We start from the raw sequence: 21,392 nt of genomic DNA on the forward strand, positions 1-21,392 counted from the left end.
CCCTCACGTCAGCAGCCGATCAATCCGGCGCTCCCAGTGGTTCTACTTCCCCGCCAGGGCGTCGGGCCAGCCATTCCCGGAACTGCTCAAGCCAGGACAGAAGCGCTGGAATAACCAGCAACACTAGCACCGTGGATAGCCCCAGTCCAAAGGCTATGGAAGTGGCCATGGGGATCAGGAACTGCGCCTGCAGAGAGGTTTCAAACAACAGAGGCAACAAGCCGCCAATGGTGGTCAGCGAGGTCAGCAGCACCGCCCGCACCCGCTGAACGGCCGCCTCGTTCAGAGCCTCGTTGATACTCAGCCCCTTTGCTCTCTGGTTATTGTAGAAAGACACCAGAATGATGGCGTTGTTCACCACAATGCCCGCCAGACCAAACAACCCGAACAGTGACAAAACTGTGAGTTGCAGCCCCATCAGCCAGTGGCCAAGCAAAGCGCCCACCAGTGCAAAGGGGATAATTGCCATGACAATCAGCGGCAGACTCCAGGACGCAAATACCCACACCAGTATTACGTACATCAATGCCAGGCCGACCACCAGGCCGGTTTTCATGTCCGCGATGGTTTCACGCTGGTCGGCGGAACGGCCCTCAAAACTGTAGCGGACATTATAGCGGCTTGCGATGTCTGGCAGCGCATCGGCCTGCAGGCTCTCCAGAATCTGGTCCGTAGTGCTGACACGGGTATTGAGCGCGGACGTAACTTCTACCGACAGATCGCCATCCGCATGGCGTAACGCCTCGAACCCCTGGCGATGATCCAGGTTCATGACCTGCCCCAGCGGCACGAAGCGCCCATCGGGAATCCGCACCGTCACGCGGGACAGTGTCGATAGCCGTTCGCGCTGATCCCGGGGCAACTGAACCCGCACTTCCATTTCATCCCGGCCATCCTGATAAATTTGCGCAACCCGGCCATCAAACGCAGCCCGCAATTGCCGGCCGAGATCGTTTGTGGTGAGGCCCAGTGCTTCCCCGTAAGCACTGGTTTGATAGATCAGCTGCTCCCGGCCCCAGGGCATGTCATCTTCCACATCCAGAACACCGGGCAGGGTGGATAACGCCTGTGCCAGCTCTTCTGCTGCATGCTTCAGGTTTTTCGCGTCATCTCCGGTCAGCCGCACGTTCACATCCCGGCCCGGTGGCCCGGCCTGGCGCTCTGAAATAGCCAGATTATCGAGCCCCGCGGGCAGGAGCAGACGGCTGCGCCATTCGTTTATGAATTCCGGGTTACGCACGCTGCGCTGGTCCGAGGGCACCAGCTCGATCATCATTGAACCCAGCTCATCACCCGCCCGGGCACTGCCCCCGGCCCCCAGGGTGGCGCCTTCCGTGGTAACTGCGTGCAGTATCAGATTGCCGCCCAGTGCCGCTTCGGTCTCGTTCAGGGCCTTCTGCATTTCCCCCATAAAGCGGTCAACGGTCCTGCTGTCCGTACCTGCAACGAAACTGGCATTGGCGTATAGCACAGAGGGTTCAGGCGTGGGGAAAAAATTGAAGCCAAGGCGGCCCCCGACAAGCAGCCCGACAGTCACTATGGCCAGGGCCAGAACGCTTGCCATGGTAATACCCCGGTGCTCAAGACTGCGCTGGGAGAAGCGGCGGAAGGGGCCTTCACGGAAGCGATCAAACCTGCGTTCAAAGCCGCTACGAAAGCGTGTGACAGGATTGCGGCTCGGCACCCGAGATTGTTCCGCGTCTTTATTCGCATACCCGGGTTTGAAAGCGTGCCGCAAATGCGCCGGAAGCACAATAAAGCACTCCAGCAGGGAGGCGATGAGTACGCAAATCATGACAACGGGTATGTCGCCAAGGATATTACCGATGACGCCGCCGACAACCAGGAGCGGCATGAAGGCTGCGACGGTAGTCAGGGATGAGGCCAGCACCGGCCAGACCATACGTTTGGCGGCACCTTCCGAGGCGTAGATGGACGCTTCTCCCATTCGGGCATGGGCGTCTGCATCTTCCCCCACCACAATGGCGTCATCAACAATAACCCCCAGCGCCATGATCAGCGCAAACAGGGACATCATGTTGATGGAGCCACCAATCAGCCAGAACACGCCCAGAGCTGCCAGAAATGCTGTGGGGATGCCAACCGCCACCCAGAATGCCACGCGCCCCGGAAGAAAAAGATACAGCAGGCACACAACCAGTATCAGGCCGCTTAGGCCGTTGCTGGTCAACAGCGAAATACGGTCGTTCAGCAGTTGCCAGGTTTCATCGTAAACCTCCAGCTCCAGGGATGGCGGCAGCGTGGCCCGTGTCTCCTCCAGCCACTGCTCCAGAACCTTTGCCGCCGCCAGTGAATTGCCGCTTTCTGCGCGCTGGAGTTGCAGTTCTATGGCGGGAAAGCCGTTGCGGGTGAGGGATACCTGGGTGTCCCGGTCTTCCCTGCGAACGGTCGCGATGTCCCCAAGGCGCAGCTGCACCCGCTCAGAGCTGAGTACAGGTACGGATTCAAACGCCTGCGGGCTGCGCCGTTGCTCCACAGACCTCAGTTCCCGGGCCGCATCCTGCTGGGCCATGATACCGGCGGGCAAATCCTGCGACACCGCAGCCACCCGGTCGGCAATCTGCCCGAGTGATAACCCCAGTGTTTCCAGCCTTTCGACCGGAATATCAATACTGATCTGCTGCTCTGGCAGCCCCCTGAACGACACCCGGTCTATGCCCCGCTGCAGAAGCTCGTCTTCATAGCGATAGGCCAATGCCCGCAGCTCGCTGCGATCAACATCGCCGTATACCAGCAACCGTGCGACCGGCTCATAGCGTTCAACTCTTGAAACCCGCGGTTCTTCGGCATCTGCCGGCAGGTTGTTGAACTCATCTACCTGCTGGCGCACATCATCCAGTGCGGTGATCGGATTGGTGCCTTCATGGAATTCCAGCGTAATGGACGCCACGCTCTGGGCCGAGGTGGAGGTCATTTTTTTCAGACCATCCACACTGCGCAAACGCTGCTCCAGCGGATTGGTTATGCCCTGCTCCACATCCTCGGCAGAGGCACCGCTCCACACCACCCGCACGCTGACCACATCCAGCGCAAAGGTGGGAAAAAACTGGATGTTCATGCGGGTAAGCGCCAGGGCACCGGCAAGCAGCATCATCAGCATCACCAGGTTGCCGGCAACCCTGTGATGCACAAAAAAGCCGATTACGCCTTTTCTGCGCTTCATTGTGCAGGGCCCCGGTTATCTGCACCTGCATCTTCAAGCTCACCGGCAACATCGACTTTCAGACCCGTCAGGGCATTGGGCAGGTGGGTCACGATCAGGCGTGCGCCTGGCTGAAGCGTCTCACCTGCCACCAGCAGGCGCCGTTCGCCGTTCGCCGAGAGTACCTCACCCACCCGCTCTACAGTTACCCGCTTCATGCGGCTGTCATCTGTCATCAGGTATACGCTGTCGGCGCCGTACAGGGCGCTGAACGGGATGGCTATGGTGTCGCGACGCGCCGGTCGCTCCAGACTGACCGGCAGCAAGGCTCCCGGGCGCAGGCCCGCCGGATCTCCGGTTACCGCAAGAATTGCCTCCGTTCCGGATGGATCGCTGATGCCGGCAAAGCGTTCAAGCCGGAAACGGATATCCCGCTGATCGTTGTAGGCATGGAGTTCTGCACCCTCTGCCAGGGCGCCGAGCAGCTCGGCACGATACATGTCGGGCACTCTCGCCCTGAGTTCCAGCCCCTTGATGGAATAGATAGAGAGCAGATTCCGGTTTCGCGATACCTGGTCGCCCACAGCAACCTGAACATCGGTTACAACACCGTCAAAGGGGGCAACAACCCGGGATCGTTCAGCATCACGTTGTGTTGTGGCCAGGCTGGCTTTGGCCTGGGCAAGCCGGGCCTCCAGGCTTTGCAGCCGGGCCGGGTGTTCGTCGATGGCACGTTGGCGGACACTGACAGTAAGTTCGGCTCTGGCCGCCGCATCGGTTACGCTTTCCAGGTTTTCACGGGAGGCCAGGTTACGTTCTACCAGCGAACGGGTACGTTCCAGCTGCCGGCGGGCGTTGGCCAGAATGGCCTGTTCACTTTTCAGGGCGGCCAGATCATTGCCATAGCGCACCTGTTCAGCACGAATCTGGGCGTCCAGATCGGCCACCTGGGCTTTGGCCTGAGCCAGTACCGGCTCGACATCCAGGGGGTCCAGAGCCACCAGAAGATCCCCCTGGCTCACCCGCTGACCTTCAGCCACAGGACGCTCACTGATTCTTCCCGCCAGAGTCGCCACCACCGATATCTGTTCCGGCGCCACCACCTCCCCGTACAGCGGCAGAACCGGTGCATGCGCTGCCGGCTCAATGGTCTGGACCTGCACCCGCCAGCTCCGTTCGGTAGCACTTACCTGCGCCGGTTCCGGGCGGGTCATTTTCAGAAACAGGAAACCCAGAACACCTGCTGCCAGAATAACTAAAGGTATAAAACGTTTGGACATAGCGCGTTGGCCAGCTAAGGTAAATAAAGCCGCGTCGCACGGCGGGTGCTAAAAATATGAGTGCACGGGAAACGCAACTCGAAAACCCGTTACAGCCACTGTTTGCCCGGGAGATCTGTACGCTTGTTCGCGGAAGATCATGTCAATCTGCTCAGCGCAACCGCCATCACCTCGCTGGTTGTGGTGCTGGTTGTCCTGCTCCACCATGGGGTGCTTGTGCAGCTGAGCCGCTTGCTTGCAAAAATGCACTCGGCCCATCACACCCGCCTGGTGACAGCCGTCTTTGGTGTTCTGCTGGCTCACACGGCTGAGGTCTGGATATTTGCAGCGGCCTATTTTTTTATGCACCACGCTGATGCGTGGGGTTCGCTGACCGGCAACTTCAACGGCAGCCTGCTGGATTGCGTTTACTTTTCATTCAGCACTTTCACCACCGTCGGCTACGGTGATATCGCGCCTCTTGGTGAACTACGCTTCCTGACCGGCGTCGAAGGGCTCACAGGCCTCGTTCTTATAAGCTGGAGCGCTTCTTTCCTGTTCATGAAGATGCAGCGTTACTGGGCTGGCGCACGGGGCAGCTAAACCCACTTACACTTTGCCAGCGTGTAATACAACAGTGGCACCACCACCACGGTCAGCAAGGTGGAGAGCGCAAGGCCAAACACCAGCGAAATGGCCAACCCGTTAAAGATCGGGTCATTAAGAATAAAGTAGGCTCCCACCATGGCCGATATGGCTGTCAGGGCGATTGGCTTGATGCGCACCGCACCGGCCAGCACCACCGCTTTATCCAGCTCCATGCCTTCTTCGAGCAGTTGCCGGATAAATACCACCAGCAGTATGGAGTTTCTTACGATAATCCCCGCCAGAGCGATCATGCCAATCATGCTGGTGGCGGTAAATTCCCGCCCCAGCAGGGCATGCCCCGGCATGATACCAATCAGGGTCAGCGGAATGGGCGCCATGATCACCAGCGGCAGGATATACGAACGGAACTGCGCCACCAGCAACACGAAAATCATGAACACCCCTACACTGTAGGCCGCACCCATATCACGGAAGGTCTCGTAGGTAATCTGCCACTCACCGTCCCACTTGAGCGTGCCCTTTTCCGGCAATGGTGGCTGATCAATAAAGAACTGCTCCGGGGCACCCTCCTGCTGCTTCAGGCGGGAAACCATCGCAAACATACCGTACAGGGGTGAATCCACTTCGCCCGCCATATCCGCCGTCACATAGGTCACCGGCAGCAGATTCTTGTGATAAATGGCTCCCATCCAGTCCGCCTCGCGCACCTCGGCGACACTGGCCAAGGGCACCAGATGTCCGGCACGGCTGCGCACCTGCAGCGACATGAGCACCGATGGCTGTGCCTTGTCGCCCTCGTTCAGCGTGACCCGGATGGGCACGGGGTATTTTGCATAATCATCGTGCAAAAAGCTGACGTTCATGCCTCCCAGCGCCATCTGCAAGGCCTCGACAACCTGGGCCTGGGATACACCGAGACGGGCAGCCCGGTCGCGGTCCACTTCGATTTCCCATTGCCTGGTGGGCGCTTCCAGCGTGGTGTCAATGTCCACCAGCCCCTCAACCTCGGCCATACCGGCCGCCACAGAGCGGGCCAGCTCTGCTCGCTGTTCCGCGTCCACGCCATAGATCTCCGCAACCACCGGGGACATCACCGGTGGTCCCGGTGGCACTTCAACAATTTTTACACTGGCATCGTAGCGCTTGCCAATGGCGGTCAGTGGCTCCCGCAACGCCTGGGCAATATCATGGGACTGGCGGGACCGGACATCTTCATGGCTGAGATTGACCTGAATATCCCCCTGGTAAGGGTCGCTGCGCAAATAGTACTGGCGCACCAGCCCGTTGAAGTTAATGGGCGCTGCGGTGCCGGCATAGCTCTGCCAGCTGGTCACTTCATCCACCGTCTCCAGGTAGTGCCCCATCTCCATCAGCACCCGCTGGGTCTGCTCCACCGGCGTGCGCTCGGGCATATCAACAACAACCTGCAGCTCGGATTTATTATCAAAAGGCAGCATTTTCAGGATAACCGCCTGAAACACCGGCAGTGAAGAGGCGGCCAGGGTCAGCAGGATTACTCCCAACGCCAGTAAACGGCGGCGCCAGTGGTGGTCACCCAGGAACGGTGTGAGTACGCCACGAAATATTTTAAGGGAAAGGGGGCTGACACCATCGGCGGAGCTGCCTGACTCTTCCGCCTCGTTCGCGGCTACACCTTTCTGGTGCTTCAGCAAGCGGAAGGCAAGCCAGGGCGCTACCACAAAGGCCACAATCTGGGACAGCACCATACCAGCGGATGCGTTTATGGGGATGGGGCTCATGTAAGGTCCCATCAGGCCGGTTACAAAGGCCATGGGCAACAAAGCCGCCATAATGGTGAGGCTGGCCATGATCGTGGGTGTACCCACCTCGTCCACCGCTACCGGAATAATATCCCGCACCGGGTGCCTGGAATTGCGGATGCGGCGGTTAATGTTCTCGGTTATTACAATGCCATCGTCTACCAGAATACCGATTGAGAAAATCAGCGCGAACAGGGAAACACGGTTCAGGGTGAAGCCCCAGGCCCAGGAGAACACCAGAGTCAGCAGCAGGGTGATCAACACAGCCACACCCACAATCAATGCCTGGCGCCAGCCCATGGCCATCAATACCAGCAGCACCACGCACAGGGTAGCGGATATCAGGTCGGTAATAAGTTTGCGGGCCTTGGCCGAGGCGGTTTCCCCGTAATCGCGGGTAACGATGATTTCCACACCTTCGGGCAGCGCGCGATTGCGGATCTCCTCCAGTCGTTGCGTAATGGCGGTGGTGATATCCACAGCGTTCTGCCCGGGCTTTTTGGCAATTGCCAGTGTTACTGCCGGGTATACATCGCCGGGTCTGCCTGCATTATCTCCTTCCACTGCCGGCCCGAAGCCGGTCATCACGCTTTGGTCCACAACCGTGCCACCACGGCTGACGCTGGCTACATCGTCCAGAAATACCGCCGCGCCATTGTGCATGCCAACAACCAGTCCACGCACATCCTCTGCGCTTTCCAGCAAGGTACCTGCCTGAACCGGGATCGAGAGATTGTCACGGGTAATACGGGCTTCCTGACTGCTGGCGTTGGCCGCCTTCAGGGCATCGCGAATATCGTTCAGGGTAAGGTCATAGCCGGCCAGCAGCGCCGGGTCAAAATGAATATCGACACGGTCGGGCACACCGCCCACGGTGTAAACATCGCGGGTTCCGGGCACACGCTTGAGCGCCACTTCCAGCATGTGAGCCAGCCGGGTCAGCTCTTCGCCGGTGTGGCCATTGTTGGGGTCGAACAGGGTCAGCGTCATTACCGGTACATCATCAATACCTTTTGGCTTGATCACCGGTTGCGTGGCACCCAGATCCGGCGGCAACCAGTCCTGGTTGGAATACACCTGGTTATACAGCCGGACCAGCGCTTCCTGCCGTGGAATACCCACTTCAAACTGAACCGTAATCACCGCCTGGCCCTGGCGGGAGACCGAGTACACGTGCTCAACGCCGGCAATTTCACTCATCACCTGACCGGCCGGGGTCGCAATGGCACTCTCCACTTCCCGGGTGCTGGCCCCCGGAAAAGCCACCATGATGTCCGCCATGGTGACATCTATCTGTGGCTCTTCCTCTTTCGGGGTCACAACAACGGCGAGCACACCCAGTATGATAGACAACACCGCAAGCAACGGCGTCAGATGGTTATCCTGGAAAACCCGGGCGATCGCTCCGGAAGGGCCTACCGGCGGCAATTCTCGGCTCAATTCCCTGCCTCCCCGTTTGACTGCTCACTTGAGCCCGGGCCGGATACACCGGCAGCCGCCAGATTCAGGCGATCGGTACCGACCAGTTCAACAGGGTTAACCACCACCTGCTCGCCCTCGCTCAGGCCCGCCAGGATTTCCAGGCGACCGTCCTGCTCCATGCCGGTGCGCACCTGCCGCAACCGGGGAGTACCCTGATCATCCAGTACGAAAACGGCTCTCAGTTCACTGCGGCGAACAAGACTGCTTTCGGGTATCCACAGCGCACTCCGGCTGGCAACCGGAATACCCACCTTGACCAGCATGCCCGGGAACAGTGAGCCATTGGGCTCACTGAGGCGCATACGCAAGCGAAAGGTGTGGGTGGCCGGATTGGCGTAGGGGTAGAACGTCATGGCGCCGGTTTCAAGCACGCGGCCATCGGCGAGCGTGACCTTTGCCTGGCGGTCGCGTCGGGCAAGATCTGCGTATTGCTGGGGCAAATCCACAACCACCCGTAACTGTTCCAGCGACAGGCCGCTGAGCAGGGGCTGGCCGGGGCTGACAGACTCCCCTATTTCCACATGCCGTTCGGTGAGTATCCCGCCATAGGGCGCAGTTATGCGGGTATAGCTCAGCTGCTCACGCGCCTCTGCCAGTGCCGCATCCGCACGCTCCAGCCGTGCCCTGGCCGCCGCCAGGTTGTTTCGGGCCTGATCGAATTCCTGCCTCGAAACAAGGCCGCGTTCATGCACGGCTTCAATACGGTCAAATTGCTGCTGTGCGTTCGCAAGAGCCGCTTGCGCTTCGTCCCGGCTGCCCTGGGCCTGATTGACCCGGGCACGCTGCTCACTGCTCTCCAGTTGCACAATCAGATCGCCGGCAACCACAGAGTCATCCACATCAAACGGCAACTTCTGCACCGTGCCGCTGGTTTGTGCCGACACCGTACTTTGCTGGACGGCCTCGATAACGCCATCAAGCACAAGCGTTTCCTGCAGTTCACTGCGCTCAACCGGCACTGTCTCCAGCCTGCCTGATGTTTGTTGACCCAGAGCAAGCCCGGAACAAGCCAGGCTCAGGAGCATTGCGCCCAGCAAAGCAAAACGACTCACCACCAGCCACCTCGGATTTTATGTTATTAGCAAATAACCACAGGTTATCAAAAAACTCGATTGAATACAGTCCGAACTTCCCGCAGGCACAGATAAATTTCGCTGTCAGGACTTGCCCGCAGTAAAGCCTCCATCAACCATCAGAGTTGTGCCCGTTATAAAACTGGCCTCATCACTCACCAGGAACACGAAAGCATTGGCAATCTCTTCAGGCCGGCCCAGGCGCTTCAGCGGATGCAGGTCGATCAGGCCCTGCCTCAGCTCATCGTCCAGATCCTGCAGCAGTGGCGTATCAATATAGCCCGGCCCTATGGCGTTGACACGCACAGTTTTTTCGGCAGATTCCAGGGCCAGAGTCCGGGTCAGGTTTACCACGCCACCTTTAGCCGCCGAATACGCAGCGGCATTACTCTGGCCAAAAACGCCCAGAATGGATGCGCAGTTAACAACAGAGCCGCTGCCTTGCCTGTACATTTGCCGTAACGAAGCCCGGGCCACGCGGAAAACACCGTTCAGGTTGATATCAATAACCCGCATATAGTCATCGTCCGGGTAGTCAACGGCGGCACTCAGCCCGCCAATGCCTGCATTATTGAAGACACCGTCGAGACCTCCAAGCTCGCTCACCGTATTTGCCACCAGGTCATCCACTTCTGCACTGGAGGTTACATCCACCGGCAGAAACAGGCAGCGGCCACTGTATTCGCCGTCCAGGCGCTTTGCCTCCTGGGCTCCGTGGCTTGCGGCCAGATCCGCGATGACCACACTAGCGCCCTCTTGCAGACAACGCTCCGCCGACGCCAGGCCAAGACCACTGGCACCGCCGGTTATCAGAATTCGCTTTCCATTAAGCCTCATGATCCGTCCTCCTGATGTTTACTCTGTCAGAGCATAGCCCATAGCGCCATTGCCAGCATGAAAAAGCCTCTGAAAAAAAACCCCGTGCGGGGGGAGTTAGTCCCGCACGGGGCAGAGTGTTACCCGCTGGCTATGAGTAGCGGGCAACCGCCATTGCAGGGTTTACCACCTGGCCGTCAAGGCCGCGCGCAGTGTACGCCCCGGCTCGTTCACACGCACCGCATCAGGGTTGAACGGGTCCGTATTGGCACGGCTCACGTGAGGCGCCCAGGTGTTGTCAAACAGATTATCCACAGCCCAGTTGAAACTGAGGTGCGCCATCAGCGGGTGGCTGCCGGACAGGTTAAACACGCCATATCCGGGCGAGGTTCCCGCATCCAGCCCGGATTCCGGATCGATGCGATCCTGGCGCCGAGCCAGGTGCCACTGGGCCTCTATGCTGTGGCCCATGCTCTGCCATGCCAGTGTCTGCACAAACTGCACCGGCGGAATCTGCGGCAGAGGCTTGTTATCATCGCGGTTTTCACCGCGAACAGAGGCCAGAGCACTACTGCTGCTCCAGGTACCGTTGGTCCAGCCAACCGTCATTTCGGCACCCAGCAGGCGAGCATCAATGTTCTGGTAGCGGGTATCAGCCGGCGTTTCTTTATAGCGCAACACAAAGTCGTCCACTTGATCCACCCAGACAGCCGGCTTCCAACTCCATTGATCCTTACTACCACTCAGTGCCAGCTCCAGTTTATGGTGCTTTTCCGTATCCAGGCCGGGGTTGCCAATCCAGCTGTCATTCATGGTATTGCGTGCCAGATAGCGCTCGGTAACACCCGGGCTGCGCACACTGCGGCTGCCGGTAAGGGTAAGCGCCTGGTTCTGCGGCAAGCGCCATTCGCCGGTAACAAACCCGCTGACGTTATTGTCTTCCGATTTCACATCGGTTGTGCCGTAGGCGCTCTGGTAAAGCATGGCCGGAGTCATGCCCATGCTCGCAACGGTGTCTGCTTTGGTGGCATCCATTTCCACGCGGTCGTAACGCAGGCCAGCTCCAACTTTCAGGTCACGGGCAAGACGGCGGAAACCCTCTGCAAAAATTCCGGCACGCTCACGCTCCACGCCCGGCCACATGAATGACACGGTCATTGGCATGGGGTTGGTCACATTGGACAGGGTGGCATCCCAGTCGTTGGTCTCCACGTCTGCGCCTATGGCCCAGTCGGTTGAGCCACTGGGGCTCTGGTCAAGAATAAAACGCAGGCCACGGGTTTCGGTAATGGAGTCCGTTTGCATTTTCATCATGCCGGCCGGGCGCAGGCTGAAGTTGTCCATGATGTGATCCACATCCGCCTGCCAGGCCAGCAAGCTCCACTCGCCCATGGCCACCGGGGAGCCAATCTCCATGCGATAAATATCCGTGTCGGTTTGCGGCGCATCCATGCCGGAGCCGGCGTATTTTACGTCACTTTCTTCCTGGCGGCTGACCATACTCTTGATATAAAAACCGCTCTCTGCCGTCCAGGCAGCGTCGGCGCGGCCTTCGGCATTTTCATAGGCGCTGCGCACCTTATTGCCATCGCCGTCCTCATAATCGTCGGCTTCGTCATAGCCGCCAGACAACCTTAACCAGGCCTCTTCACTGCCCACCGCCGCTGCCGCATTCACCAGTTTGCCGTTGCCGTTATCTGATCCACCCACCGTCACCTGGCCGGTTGTGGCGTTCCCGTCGAACTGTGGATCAGCGGTGGTGGCAATCACCTGGCCACCTGCAACAGGGCCCCAGCGCAGGGTGCGGTTAGTGGTTCGAATTTCCAGAACTGGCACCAGCGCACTGCTCAGGCGACTGGTGGGTGGATCCATGCGATTGGGACAGGCACCTTCTACCCGGATACCATCCAGCAGCACATCCACCCGCTCCTGGCTTTGCCCCCGCACCACAGGTTCCAGACCGCGACCGCCCATCCGGGAAAGAGAGACCGAAGGATCCGAAGCCAGCCGGTTTACCGGCTCGCTGGCCAGCACCGCAGTGGCGTTGTCGCCGGCTCGCCCTTCAGTTACCCGGATGACCAGATCGTCCCCGCTGGTCTGGGCGGACACCAGCGTCGGCAGCCCCGCAAGGCCAATCAAAACCATCTTTGCGCAGCTCGTACATACTCCCTCTTTCATACAACTGTTTCCCCGCCGGCGATCCGTTTATCCATCTGTAGAACAAAAGTGTCCGCGAATGATAAACAGACCGGAGCCGGCGCGCGTGAGACACAATGCCGCATCTCCATAGGGGTAGCTGTTCATGGGGCTGCTGTGGGGATGTCTTGCCAAATTGACTGCAATATGCTCAAATCACCGCCCCATTTTTCAACCATCCTTTCCATTTTCCTGCAATAAGCAAGAACCGAAACGAGGAATACTCTATGGCCGCCCGACTTGATGAAAAACTTGAACTGATTTACGAAGACGTTCTGCACCGCAATCCGGGTGAAAACGAATTTCACCAGGCTGTTCACGAAGTTCTAGAAACACTGGGGCCCGTGCTGGTGAAGTACCCGGAGTTTGCCGAGAAGAAAATCATCCAGCGCATCTGCGAGCCTGAGCGCCAGATTATTTTCCGGGTGCCCTGGCAGGACGATAACGGCGAAATCCATATCAACCGTGCCTTCCGCGTGGAATTCAACAGTGCTCTGGGACCCTACAAAGGCGGCATGCGTTTTCACCCGTCTGTATACCTTGGCATCATCAAATTCCTGGGCTTCGAGCAGATTTTCAAGAACGCCCTGACCGGCCTGCCCATCGGTGGCGGTAAAGGCGGCAGCGACTTTGATCCCAAGGGCCGCTCGGATGACGAGATCATGCGCTTCTGCCAGAGCCTGATGACCGAACTGTATCGCCACATCGGTGAGTACACTGACGTGCCAGCCGGTGACATTGGCGTGGGCAAACGGGAAATCGGCTACCTGTTCGGCCAGTACAAGCGCATCACCAACCGCTACGAATCCTCGGTGCTGACCGGCAAGGGCCTGGACTGGGGCGGCAGCCGTGCGCGCACTGAAGCAACCGGCTACGGCACCGTTTTCTTTACCCAGGAGATGCTCAAGGCCCGCGGCGACTCCATGGACGGCAAAAAGGTGGTTGTCTCCGGATCCGGCAACGTAGCCATCTATGCCATTGCCAAAGCTCATGAACTGGGCGCTACGGTTATTGCCTGCTCCGACTCCAGCGGCATCATCGTAGACGAAAAAGGCATTGATCTGGCGGCGCTCAAGCAGATCAAAGAAGTAGAGCGTCGTCGCATCAGCGCTTACACCGAGTTCCACAAAGACGCGAAATACGTGGAAGGCGGAAGCATCTGGTCCATACCTTGCGACATCGCGCTGCCATGCGCTACCCAGAACGAACTCAATGCCAATGACGCCAAAACCCTGGTGGAGAACGGCTGTATTGCGGTCGCCGAGGGTGCGAATATGCCAACCACTCCGGAAGGTATCGCAATTTTCCAGGAAGCCAAGCTGATGTACGGCCCGGGCAAAGCAGCCAATGCCGGCGGCGTGGCAACCTCGGCACTGGAAATGCAGCAGAATGCCAGCCGTGATTCCTGGTCCTTCGACTATACTCAGAAACGCCTTGAGGACATCATGATCGATATCCACAAGAGCTGTTTCGAGACATCGGCAGAATTTGGCGCCGAAGGCAACTATGTGCTCGGCGCCAACATCACGGGCTTTATCAAAGTAGCGCGCGCCATGGAGGCCATGGGCGTTATCTGATCACGGAGCAGCAGCTCATGACCGGGAACGGTGGAAACTCACAGGATCACAACCGGGTTTCCACCGGCCTCCCGGGGCTTGACGATGTTCTTGATGGTCTCAGAATCGGCGATAACGTCGTCTGGCGCGTCAGCGACCTCGACGACTACCGCCGGTTTGTTACCCCGTTTGTTGAATCTGCGGCGTCTGCCGGGCGTCGCATAATTTACCTCCGCTTTGGTCAGCACCCGCCGCTGATATCGGGCAAAAGCAATATCCACACCGAAAACATCGATGCCCTGGGAGGTTTCGAAGCGTTTACCGGCAGGGTTTGGCGCCTGATTGAAGAATATGGCCGCGGCGCGTTCTATGTATGCGACTGCCTGAGTGACCTGCTCAATGCCTGGGCCACCGATGTCATGGTCGGAAATTTTTTCCGGGTGGTCTGCCCATTCCTCTTTGAACTGGATACGGTTGCCTGGTTTGCCCTCTATCCGGACCGACATTCCCGCACCACATTGGACCGTATCCGCCAGACAACCCAGGTTATGGTGGATGTTCACCGCCTGGGGGATGACGTTCAGATCCAGCCCATCAAGGCCTGGTGCCGGCAGTCCCCGACCATGTTCCTGCCTCACCGGGAACGCAATGGCCGGTTTCTGCCGGTGGACGACAGCAGCGATGCCACCCGGCTGCAGGCCGGCCTGGAACTGGCCCAACTGCACCGGCAACCGCTACTGGACTACTGGGACCGGCTGTTCATGCAGGTTGCCAGTGCCCTAGAAAGTGAGGATCCGCAGCAGATAGCGGATGTGCAGAATCGCGTGCTGAATGTTCTGATCAGCCGGGACTCACGCATGCTGGACCTGGCCAGGCGCTATCTTGGCCTGGAGGATCTGCTTGCCATACGGGCGCGGATGATCGGCAGCGGTTACATTGGCGGAAAAGCCGCCGGCATGCTGATTGCGCGCAGCATACTGCTCACCAATCAGCCCGACATCTGGCAGGAGGGCCTGGAGCCCCACGATTCCAGTTATCTTGGTTCAGACGCCTACTATGCGTTTCTCGTCCACAATGGCCTGTGGCCGGCAACCATGCGGCAACGCTCCGCGGACGGCTACTTCAGCGAAGCCGCGGAGCTGCGCCGGGGCCTGCTGGCGGGCAGGTTCCCTCCGGAAATCCGTGTAGAACTGGAGCGGCTGCTGGACCACTACGGGCAATACCCGATTCTGGTGCGCTCAAGCAGTCTTCAGGAAGATGGCTTTGGCAATGCATTTGCCGGCAAGTACGACAGTGTTTTTCTGGTGAACCAGGGCGCACCCGAGCACCGGCTTGCCGCACTGGAGGACGCTATCCGCCGGGTTTACGCATCCACCATGAGTGACGATGCCCTGGTTTACCGCAAACAGCGTGGTCTGGACCAGCGGGAAGAACCCATGGCCCTGCTGATCCAACGGGTCAACGGCCGCTTCCATGGCCGCTATTACCTGCCGGATGCCGCCGGTGTTGGCGTTTCCCGCAATACCTTTGCCTGGGATACCGACATGGACCCGGCTGCCGGTATGGCTCGGCTGGTTATGGGGCTGGGCACCCGTGCCGTTGACCGGATTGAAGACGATCACGCCTGTGTTATGGCGCTGGATTACCCGCGCCGCCAGCCATTCCGCAACCAGGATGAAAGCTACAGGTTCTCCCAGCATCTTCTGGATGTTCTGGACCTGTGGGAAGGCAAACTGACCACCCGCCCGCTGAGCCAGCTCGCGCAAGAGGTTTCGGACCTGCCTCTGAATCACCTTGGCGAAGTGGACCAGTCCGCCAGCCGGAGCGCAGAGGAACTGGGCCTGCCTGCACCCGTGTGGCGCCTGACGTTCCTGCCCCTGGTGCGCAATGGCCGCTTCGTTGCCCGTTTATCCAGCCTGCTCAAAACCCTCGAGGCAGGCTATCAACACCCGGTGGATGTGGAATTCACACTGCATCTGAATAACGCGGGTGGGCCGGCTTTTAACCTGGTGCAATGCCGGCCACTGGCGACCATTGGCGAAACTGCGGCAGCACCAATACCTGCAGACATACCTCACCACAAACTTCTGTTCCGCACCCGCGGGCACTTCATGGGCGGCAATATCAATCTCTCGATCCGGCGTGTTATCCGGGTAAATGCCGCCGTATACAGCAAACTGACAATGAGCCAGCGCTATGACGTTGCCCGCCTTGTAGGCGAGCAGGTGCGTATGGATAGCGGAAAAACCATGCTGATTGGCCCCGGGCGCTGGGGAACCTCCAGCCCGGAACTGGGTGTACCCGTGCGTTTTGCCCATATCGCCGGCGTTGCCGCACTGGTTGAAGTGGCAGAGATGGAGGGTGATATGGTGCCGGATCTTTCCTACGGCTCACATTTTTTTCAGGACCTGGTAGAAACCGGCATCGCCTACGTGGCGCTTTTCCCCAATGGCAGGAACTGCACCTATCAACCGCAACGGCTCCCCGGCATAAACACAAACACGACTCAGGCCTCTCCTGAGCAGGCAATACAGACCTTTGACCTGCGCGCAAAACCGCTGCAACTGACCGGCGATGTAATCAGCCAGGATCTGGCTTGCTACTATCCGGATTGATATCCGACAACTATTTCACCAAAAGCCGTCAAAAGCGGCTGGCTGCTGCACCGCTACAGGCTCAGCCCTGCTAGAATCCGGGCCATGGAATGGCTCACTCAGTCTCAAACCGGATTTCAACAGGCGGCCCGCTATCTGCTGGGTATGCGCCTGGCCATCGCTGCCCTCCAGCTTACCGCGCTGGCGGTGGCGGAGACCGTGGTAACGCTTGCCCACCGTGCTGAAGCCGTGGCGCTGTGTTTGCTCTATGCTGTTCTCGCGACGCTGGGCTGGCTCTGGTTTACCCGAAGGCCGCCACGCTCTCCTACCAGTGTCAGCGCCGGCCTCGCTCTTGACCTCGCTTTAATAGGTGGCTGGCTGTTTTTGACGGGAGGTTACACCAACCCCCTGGTGTCCCTGTTATTACTGCCAATTGCCGTGGCCATCATTCTGGTGCCACTGAGCCAGAGTATTGCCCTGACCGTCTCCGGCATCGCTGTCTACACAGCCCTGGTCGTATGGCATACGCCCATCACCAATGAACATCACAATGCCAACCTGGCGCAATTGCACCTGGCCGGCATGTGGGTCACCTTTGCCATGACGGCAGCCATCCTGCTTCTGGTGGTGGGCGCGCTGGCCAGGCGGTTGCGCCAGCAGCAGGAGCAACTGGCGACCATCCGGGAGACACGCCTGCGCGATGAACAGATCATCGCCCTGGGGCTTTCGGCAGCCGCTGTGGCCCACAGGCTGGGCACGCCGCTGAATACCATGACCCTGCTGGTTGATGAAATCCGGGCGGCTTTTCCCGACCCGGATCTCGCGGGGGACCTTGAACTGCTGGAAAACCAGCTTGCGGTCTGTGGAGACCACCTGCAACAACTCTCCAGCGCGGCGGTGCAGGCAAAAACAGCACAACTGGAAACACTGGACGCCCGGAGCTGGATGGCAAGACTGAGAGAGTCCGCAACGCTTTTGTGGCCGGCGGCGCCCATTGAGTGGCCGGTAATCGTTCCGGACTGTCGGGTTGCCGTGGATGCCACCCTGGATCAGGCCATTCTGAACCTACTTGCCAATGCGCTGACCGCCAGCCCCTCCTGGGTAGCCATCAGCATGCGACACGCCGAACACAACCGGATTGAGCTGGTTGTGGAAGATCATGGTGACGGGCTGGAAGATGCCTTTCAGAACACGCCCGGCGAGAACATTGTCGGTTCGGAAAATGGCATGGGTGTCGGCCTTTTTCTCTCCAATGCAACTATCCAGCGCCTGGGCGGCACGCTGAAGGCGCGCGTAGACCAACAGGGTACAACCATGATCATCGATTTACCCGTGGCAGAATCGCCACAGGCGCACACCGGAGGCCATCAATGAATCCCGAAAGCTGGCTGCTTATTGATGACGACACCGCCTTCCTGGAGGTACTCAAGCGCTCCTTGGCGCGCCATGGTATCGAGGCATCGGGCGTCCATTCCCACGCTGAAGCCCTGGCTACCCTGGACGGCGGAGAGTTTCAGAAATGTGTGCTGGACCTGAACCTGGCCGGCGAAAGCGGCCTGCAGCTGCTACCCGAACTGCTTGCCCGCCAGCCCGGCCTGGAAATCCTGGTACTCACGGGCTATGGCAGTATTGCCACAGCGGTGGAAGCCATGCGGCGGGGCGCGGTGAATTATCTGTGCAAACCGGTTAGCATCAGCCAACTCATGCGCGGCTTTGAAGCCCTGGCTTCAACCCCCGAACTGCGCCCAGAGCCGCCGTCTGTGGAAGAGATGGAATGGGAACACATCCAGCGGATACTCAACGAACATGAGGGCAATGTATCGGCGACCGCCAGAGCCCTGAACATGCACCGCCGAACTCTGCAACGCAAGCTGCAAAAACATTCCCGCTGGCGCAGCTGATAAATTCGGTGAATGAGGAAAACGAACTTTTCGTAACCGGAGTACAGAATCCACTATGTCAGACACCCCTCATCCGGAACACGGAAAGATTCCTTCGATCGGCCTGGAGCGGCTGTCACTGGTCGCCAGAGCCACTCGCAGTATGATTCTGATCCTTGATGCCTGCGGTTCGGTCCAGTGGGCCAACACCGGTTTCGAGCAGCAGACCGGCTATTTACTGCAGGATATGTCCGGTAAGCGCCCGAGAGACCTGCTGAGCGGCCCGGGTACCGATGCCGAGACCCTGAGGCGCATCACCCGCAGGCTCTATCAGGCTCAACCGTTTGACGAAAAAGTACTGATTTACACCCGTGGCGGAGAACCCTTCTGGGTTCATCTTGATTGCGTGCCGTTTGGAACGGAACAGAGCGTCGAGCCGGGATTTATCATTATCATGACAAATATCTCGGACAACAGGGAAAGCGAACGGAATTTACGCATAGCCGCCAGCGTATTTGACCGCAGCCATGAAGCTATCCTCATAACGGATCGGAACAACCGTATACTGGATGTAAATCCGGCTTTCTCCCGCATCACCGGTTACAACCGCAGTGACGTACTCGGGCTCAACCCCTCCATCCTCAGTTCCGGGCGCCATTCGCCAGCGTACTACCGCGCTATGTGGCAAAGCATTCAAGAGTCCAATTTCTGGCGTGGTGAAATCTGGAATCGTCGAAAAAACGGAGAAGAGTACATTGAGATGCAATCCATTACCCGGGTGCATCTGGACGAGCCGGGGGATTACTACCACGTTGCCACTTTCACTGACATAACAGAACTGAAGAACCATGCAAAAGAACTGGACCGTGCGGCCCACTTCGACCTACTCACAGGCCTACCGAATCGCCAACTGCTAGAAGAACGTTTACGCTCGGCACTGGCGCACGCCAACCGGAACCAGACAAGCCTGTCGGTGGGTTATCTGGATCTCGATGGTTTCAGATCCATCAATGAGCGTTATGGGCATGATGCGGGCAACAGAATGCTGCGGGTTCTGGCCGGGCGCCTGGCACAAGGCCTGCGCAGTGGCGATACTGTGGCACGGATAGGCGGTGACGAGTTTGGCCTGATTCTGCAGAGTGACAGTCATGAAAGCGCCTACGAACGGATTTTGTCCATCATCAACAAGCCTGTTGATCCGGGCACCGGTGCCGATCCGGTTAATCTGACAGCCTGCCTGGGTATTACCCGTTATCCCGATGATAACGCCGAGGCCGAAAGCCTGATCCGCCACGCAGACCAGGCCATGTACGCAGCCAAGGAAAAAGGCCGCAACCTGCTACACTTTTTTGATCCGGAGCTGGATGCTCATCGGCGCCAGAGGCGCGAGCAACTGACCGAAATCACCCGCGCACTGGAAAACGAGGAATTTGAGCTTCATTTCCAGCCCCAGGTGCGAATAGCGGACCGTCAGGTAACCGGTTTCGAAGCGCTTATTCGCTGGAATCATCCAGAAAAAGGCCTGCTTTACCCCGATTCCTTCCTGCCAACACTGGAAAACAGCCACCTGGAAGTACCTCTGGGCCAGTGGGTACTCAAAGAAGCGATTTACCAGATGAACCTCTGGCACGAAGCCGGGGAAAATCTGTCTGTCAGCATCAATATCAGCGCCCGGCACCTGATGGACAGGAGCTTCACGCGTTACCTTGAAAGCTACCTGCACAGCCATCCAAGGGTAAAGCCCGACAGGATTACCCTTGAAGTGCTCGAATCAACAGCTCTGGAGGATACCTGCCGGGCCAGAAACGTGCTTGCACGATGCCGGAAACTGGGGCTTCATATCGCCCTGGACGATTTCGGCACGGGTTTTTCCTCACTGACTTACCTGCGCACCCTGCCTGTGGATCTGGTGAAGATTGACAAAAGTTTCGTGATTAACATGCTGAACAATGTCAGTGACCGGGCCATTGTGGAGAGTGTCATTTTTCTCGGCCAGAGGTTTGCCCACCCGATTCTCGCCGAAGGCGTTGAAACCATGGCGCACGCCAGCGCCCTGCGCGATCTGGGCTGTGAGTACATTCAGGGTTACGGAGTGGCCCGCCCCATGCAGGCACATAAAATAGAAGGCTGGTTGCAGGAGTGGCGCAGACATACGGCCAGAAAACAAAGCCGTGAACGCCCTGCATCCACCAGACGGGGTCAAAAGCCAAGAGGCGTCCGCGCCGGGCGGAATCAACGATAACGGCGCTGATCCAGTGTTGTCAGCCTGTCCGGGTGGAACACCATCATGCCGGTGATGAAAGCGCCGTTCACAAAGCCCTCCGGTAACATGAACAATGGAAGGTACCTCAGGTAATCGTGGACCAGCTCTGAAAACTCGTACACCCCGCTGAACCAGAGCATCAGGCACATAACCAGGCCGGCAACAGCCACTGAAATACCGGCCCCGAAAAAGCCGCAGAAGAAGATATAGGCAAAGAAATTGCTGAAATTCCGGCGCCTTTCCCAGAGCATAATGGCCTGAGTCACAAGGGCTGGAATCATAACGGTCACCAGCCCGTTAGCAGCAAACATGGTGACCGGCTCACGGCCGGTGATGACCGTCAGAATCAGAGCCAGAAGCCCGGCGAATACAGCCAGGCCCCAGCCCAGCATCAATGTTGCTGCAGTAATGCCGAAGATATGAATGGCGAGGCCGGGATAGATGCCCGCACGCAACTGCCAGATGAACCCCAGCACCACAGCCGCGCCGAAAAACGAATGCTGCAACGCGTTGTCTGCACGCAAGGCACGCCAACGCACGGAGCGCGCTGCCTGCAAAAGAATGAGCAGAAACAAAGCCAGCGTTACCAGCCACTGCCCGGTGGATAGCAGATTATCGGTCATACCCATAGTGAAAACTACTCGCTGAAACCCGGAACCGCCCCATGATAACGGTGTTAGCGGCCCCTTAACCAATGCCCTTCAGTATACGCAGCATGAT

At 58.5% G+C, this 21,392-nt stretch carries 13 protein-coding genes; 6 read left to right on the forward strand and 7 right to left on the reverse strand.

Annotated elements, in window-relative coordinates; translation table 11 throughout:
- Window positions 1-19: 19 nt before the first annotated feature.
- Both CDH48_RS03845 and CDH48_RS03850 read right to left on the reverse strand, forming a co-directional pair.
- On the reverse strand, window positions 20-3,184 hold the full coding sequence (locus CDH48_RS03845; protein WP_100687410.1) for an efflux RND transporter permease subunit: 3,165 nt from the start codon (window positions 3,182-3,184) through the stop codon (window positions 20-22).
- Window positions 3,181-4,443 (reverse strand): efflux RND transporter periplasmic adaptor subunit, encoded by a 1,263-nt coding sequence (locus CDH48_RS03850; RefSeq protein ID WP_100687411.1) that lies wholly within the window; start codon window positions 4,441-4,443, stop codon window positions 3,181-3,183. The genes CDH48_RS03845 and CDH48_RS03850 overlap by 4 nt, the downstream gene beginning before the upstream one ends.
- A 147-nt stretch (window positions 4,444-4,590) precedes the next feature.
- Between CDH48_RS03850 and CDH48_RS03855 the strand changes: the two genes are divergently transcribed.
- A complete protein-coding gene (locus CDH48_RS03855; RefSeq protein WP_100687654.1) occupies window positions 4,591-5,025 on the forward strand; it encodes a potassium channel family protein in 435 nt (144 codons plus the stop codon).
- Here the strand turns inward: CDH48_RS03855 and CDH48_RS03860 are convergent.
- The 4 genes from CDH48_RS03860 to CDH48_RS03875 form a co-directional block, all read right to left on the reverse strand.
- Complete coding sequence (locus tag CDH48_RS03860) at window positions 5,022-8,252, reverse strand: efflux RND transporter permease subunit (protein WP_100687412.1); 3,231 nt, start codon at window positions 8,250-8,252, stop codon at window positions 5,022-5,024. The two genes, CDH48_RS03855 and CDH48_RS03860, sit on opposite strands and share 4 nt — an antisense overlap.
- Entirely contained in the window at window positions 8,249-9,346 is a 1,098-nt protein-coding gene (locus tag CDH48_RS03865) for an efflux RND transporter periplasmic adaptor subunit (RefSeq protein WP_227520928.1), read from the reverse strand. Before CDH48_RS03865 ends, CDH48_RS03860 begins: the two co-directional genes overlap by 4 nt.
- 105 nt (window positions 9,347-9,451) lie before the next feature.
- Window positions 9,452-10,204, reverse strand: coding sequence for an SDR family NAD(P)-dependent oxidoreductase (locus tag CDH48_RS03870; RefSeq protein WP_100687413.1), 753 nt, complete (start codon window positions 10,202-10,204; stop codon window positions 9,452-9,454).
- Between the two features lie 162 nt (window positions 10,205-10,366).
- On the reverse strand, window positions 10,367-12,361 hold the full coding sequence (locus CDH48_RS03875; RefSeq protein WP_227520929.1) for a TonB-dependent receptor domain-containing protein: 1,995 nt from the start codon (window positions 12,359-12,361) through the stop codon (window positions 10,367-10,369).
- Window positions 12,362-12,606: 245 nt separating this feature from the next.
- Here CDH48_RS03875 and gdhA point away from each other — a divergent pair, with 245 nt between their 5' ends.
- The 5 genes from gdhA (at window position 12,607) to CDH48_RS03900 (ending at window position 20,651) form a co-directional block, all read left to right on the forward strand.
- Complete coding sequence (gene gdhA / locus CDH48_RS03880) at window positions 12,607-13,956, forward strand: NADP-specific glutamate dehydrogenase (protein ID WP_100687414.1); 1,350 nt, start codon at window positions 12,607-12,609, stop codon at window positions 13,954-13,956.
- A gap of 17 nt (window positions 13,957-13,973) precedes the next feature.
- Window positions 13,974-16,550, forward strand: coding sequence for a PEP/pyruvate-binding domain-containing protein (locus CDH48_RS03885; RefSeq protein ID WP_100687415.1), 2,577 nt, complete (start codon window positions 13,974-13,976; stop codon window positions 16,548-16,550).
- Window positions 16,551-16,634: 84 nt separating this feature from the next.
- Window positions 16,635-17,903: a sensor histidine kinase gene (locus CDH48_RS03890; protein ID WP_100687416.1), complete on the forward strand. Its 1,269-nt coding sequence runs from the start codon at window positions 16,635-16,637 to the stop codon at window positions 17,901-17,903.
- Window positions 17,900-18,430 (forward strand): response regulator transcription factor, encoded by a 531-nt coding sequence (locus CDH48_RS03895; RefSeq protein WP_100687417.1) that lies wholly within the window; start codon window positions 17,900-17,902, stop codon window positions 18,428-18,430. The genes CDH48_RS03890 and CDH48_RS03895 overlap by 4 nt, the downstream gene beginning before the upstream one ends.
- Window positions 18,431-18,485: 55 nt before the next feature.
- Complete coding sequence (locus CDH48_RS03900; protein ID WP_100687418.1) at window positions 18,486-20,651, forward strand: putative bifunctional diguanylate cyclase/phosphodiesterase; 2,166 nt, start codon at window positions 18,486-18,488, stop codon at window positions 20,649-20,651.
- Here the strand turns inward: CDH48_RS03900 and CDH48_RS03905 are convergent.
- A complete protein-coding gene (locus tag CDH48_RS03905; RefSeq protein WP_100687419.1) occupies window positions 20,642-21,301 on the reverse strand; it encodes an energy-coupling factor ABC transporter permease in 660 nt (219 codons plus the stop codon). The genes CDH48_RS03900 and CDH48_RS03905 overlap by 10 nt on opposite strands.
- Between the last annotated feature and the right edge of the window lie 91 nt (window positions 21,302-21,392).

It is taken from the genome of Marinobacter aromaticivorans, from assembly GCF_002806975.1.
Lineage (GTDB): Bacteria > Pseudomonadota > Gammaproteobacteria > Pseudomonadales > Oleiphilaceae > Marinobacter > Marinobacter aromaticivorans.

Bases quoted from the DNA above. Each gene is read 5' to 3' on its own strand.
- CDH48_RS03845 (WP_100687410.1), bottom strand. From the start codon at position 3,184: ATGAAGCGCAGAAAAGGCGTAATCGGCTTTTTTGTGCATCACAGGGTT.
- CDH48_RS03850 (WP_100687411.1), bottom strand. From the start codon at position 4,443: ATGTCCAAACGTTTTATACCTTTAGTTATTCTGGCAGCAGGTGTTCTG.
- CDH48_RS03870 (WP_100687413.1), bottom strand. From the start codon at position 10,204: ATGAGGCTTAATGGAAAGCGAATTCTGATAACCGGCGGTGCCAGTGGT.
- CDH48_RS03875 (WP_227520929.1), bottom strand. From the start codon at position 12,361: ATGAAAGAGGGAGTATGTACGAGCTGCGCAAAGATGGTTTTGATTGGC.
- gdhA (WP_100687414.1), top strand. From the start codon at position 12,607: ATGGCCGCCCGACTTGATGAAAAACTTGAACTGATTTACGAAGACGTT.
- CDH48_RS03885 (WP_100687415.1), top strand. From the start codon at position 13,974: ATGACCGGGAACGGTGGAAACTCACAGGATCACAACCGGGTTTCCACC.
- CDH48_RS03890 (WP_100687416.1), top strand. From the start codon at position 16,635: ATGGAATGGCTCACTCAGTCTCAAACCGGATTTCAACAGGCGGCCCGC.
- CDH48_RS03895 (WP_100687417.1), top strand. From the start codon at position 17,900: ATGAATCCCGAAAGCTGGCTGCTTATTGATGACGACACCGCCTTCCTG.
- CDH48_RS03900 (WP_100687418.1), top strand. From the start codon at position 18,486: ATGTCAGACACCCCTCATCCGGAACACGGAAAGATTCCTTCGATCGGC.
- CDH48_RS03905 (WP_100687419.1), bottom strand. From the start codon at position 21,301: ATGGGTATGACCGATAATCTGCTATCCACCGGGCAGTGGCTGGTAACG.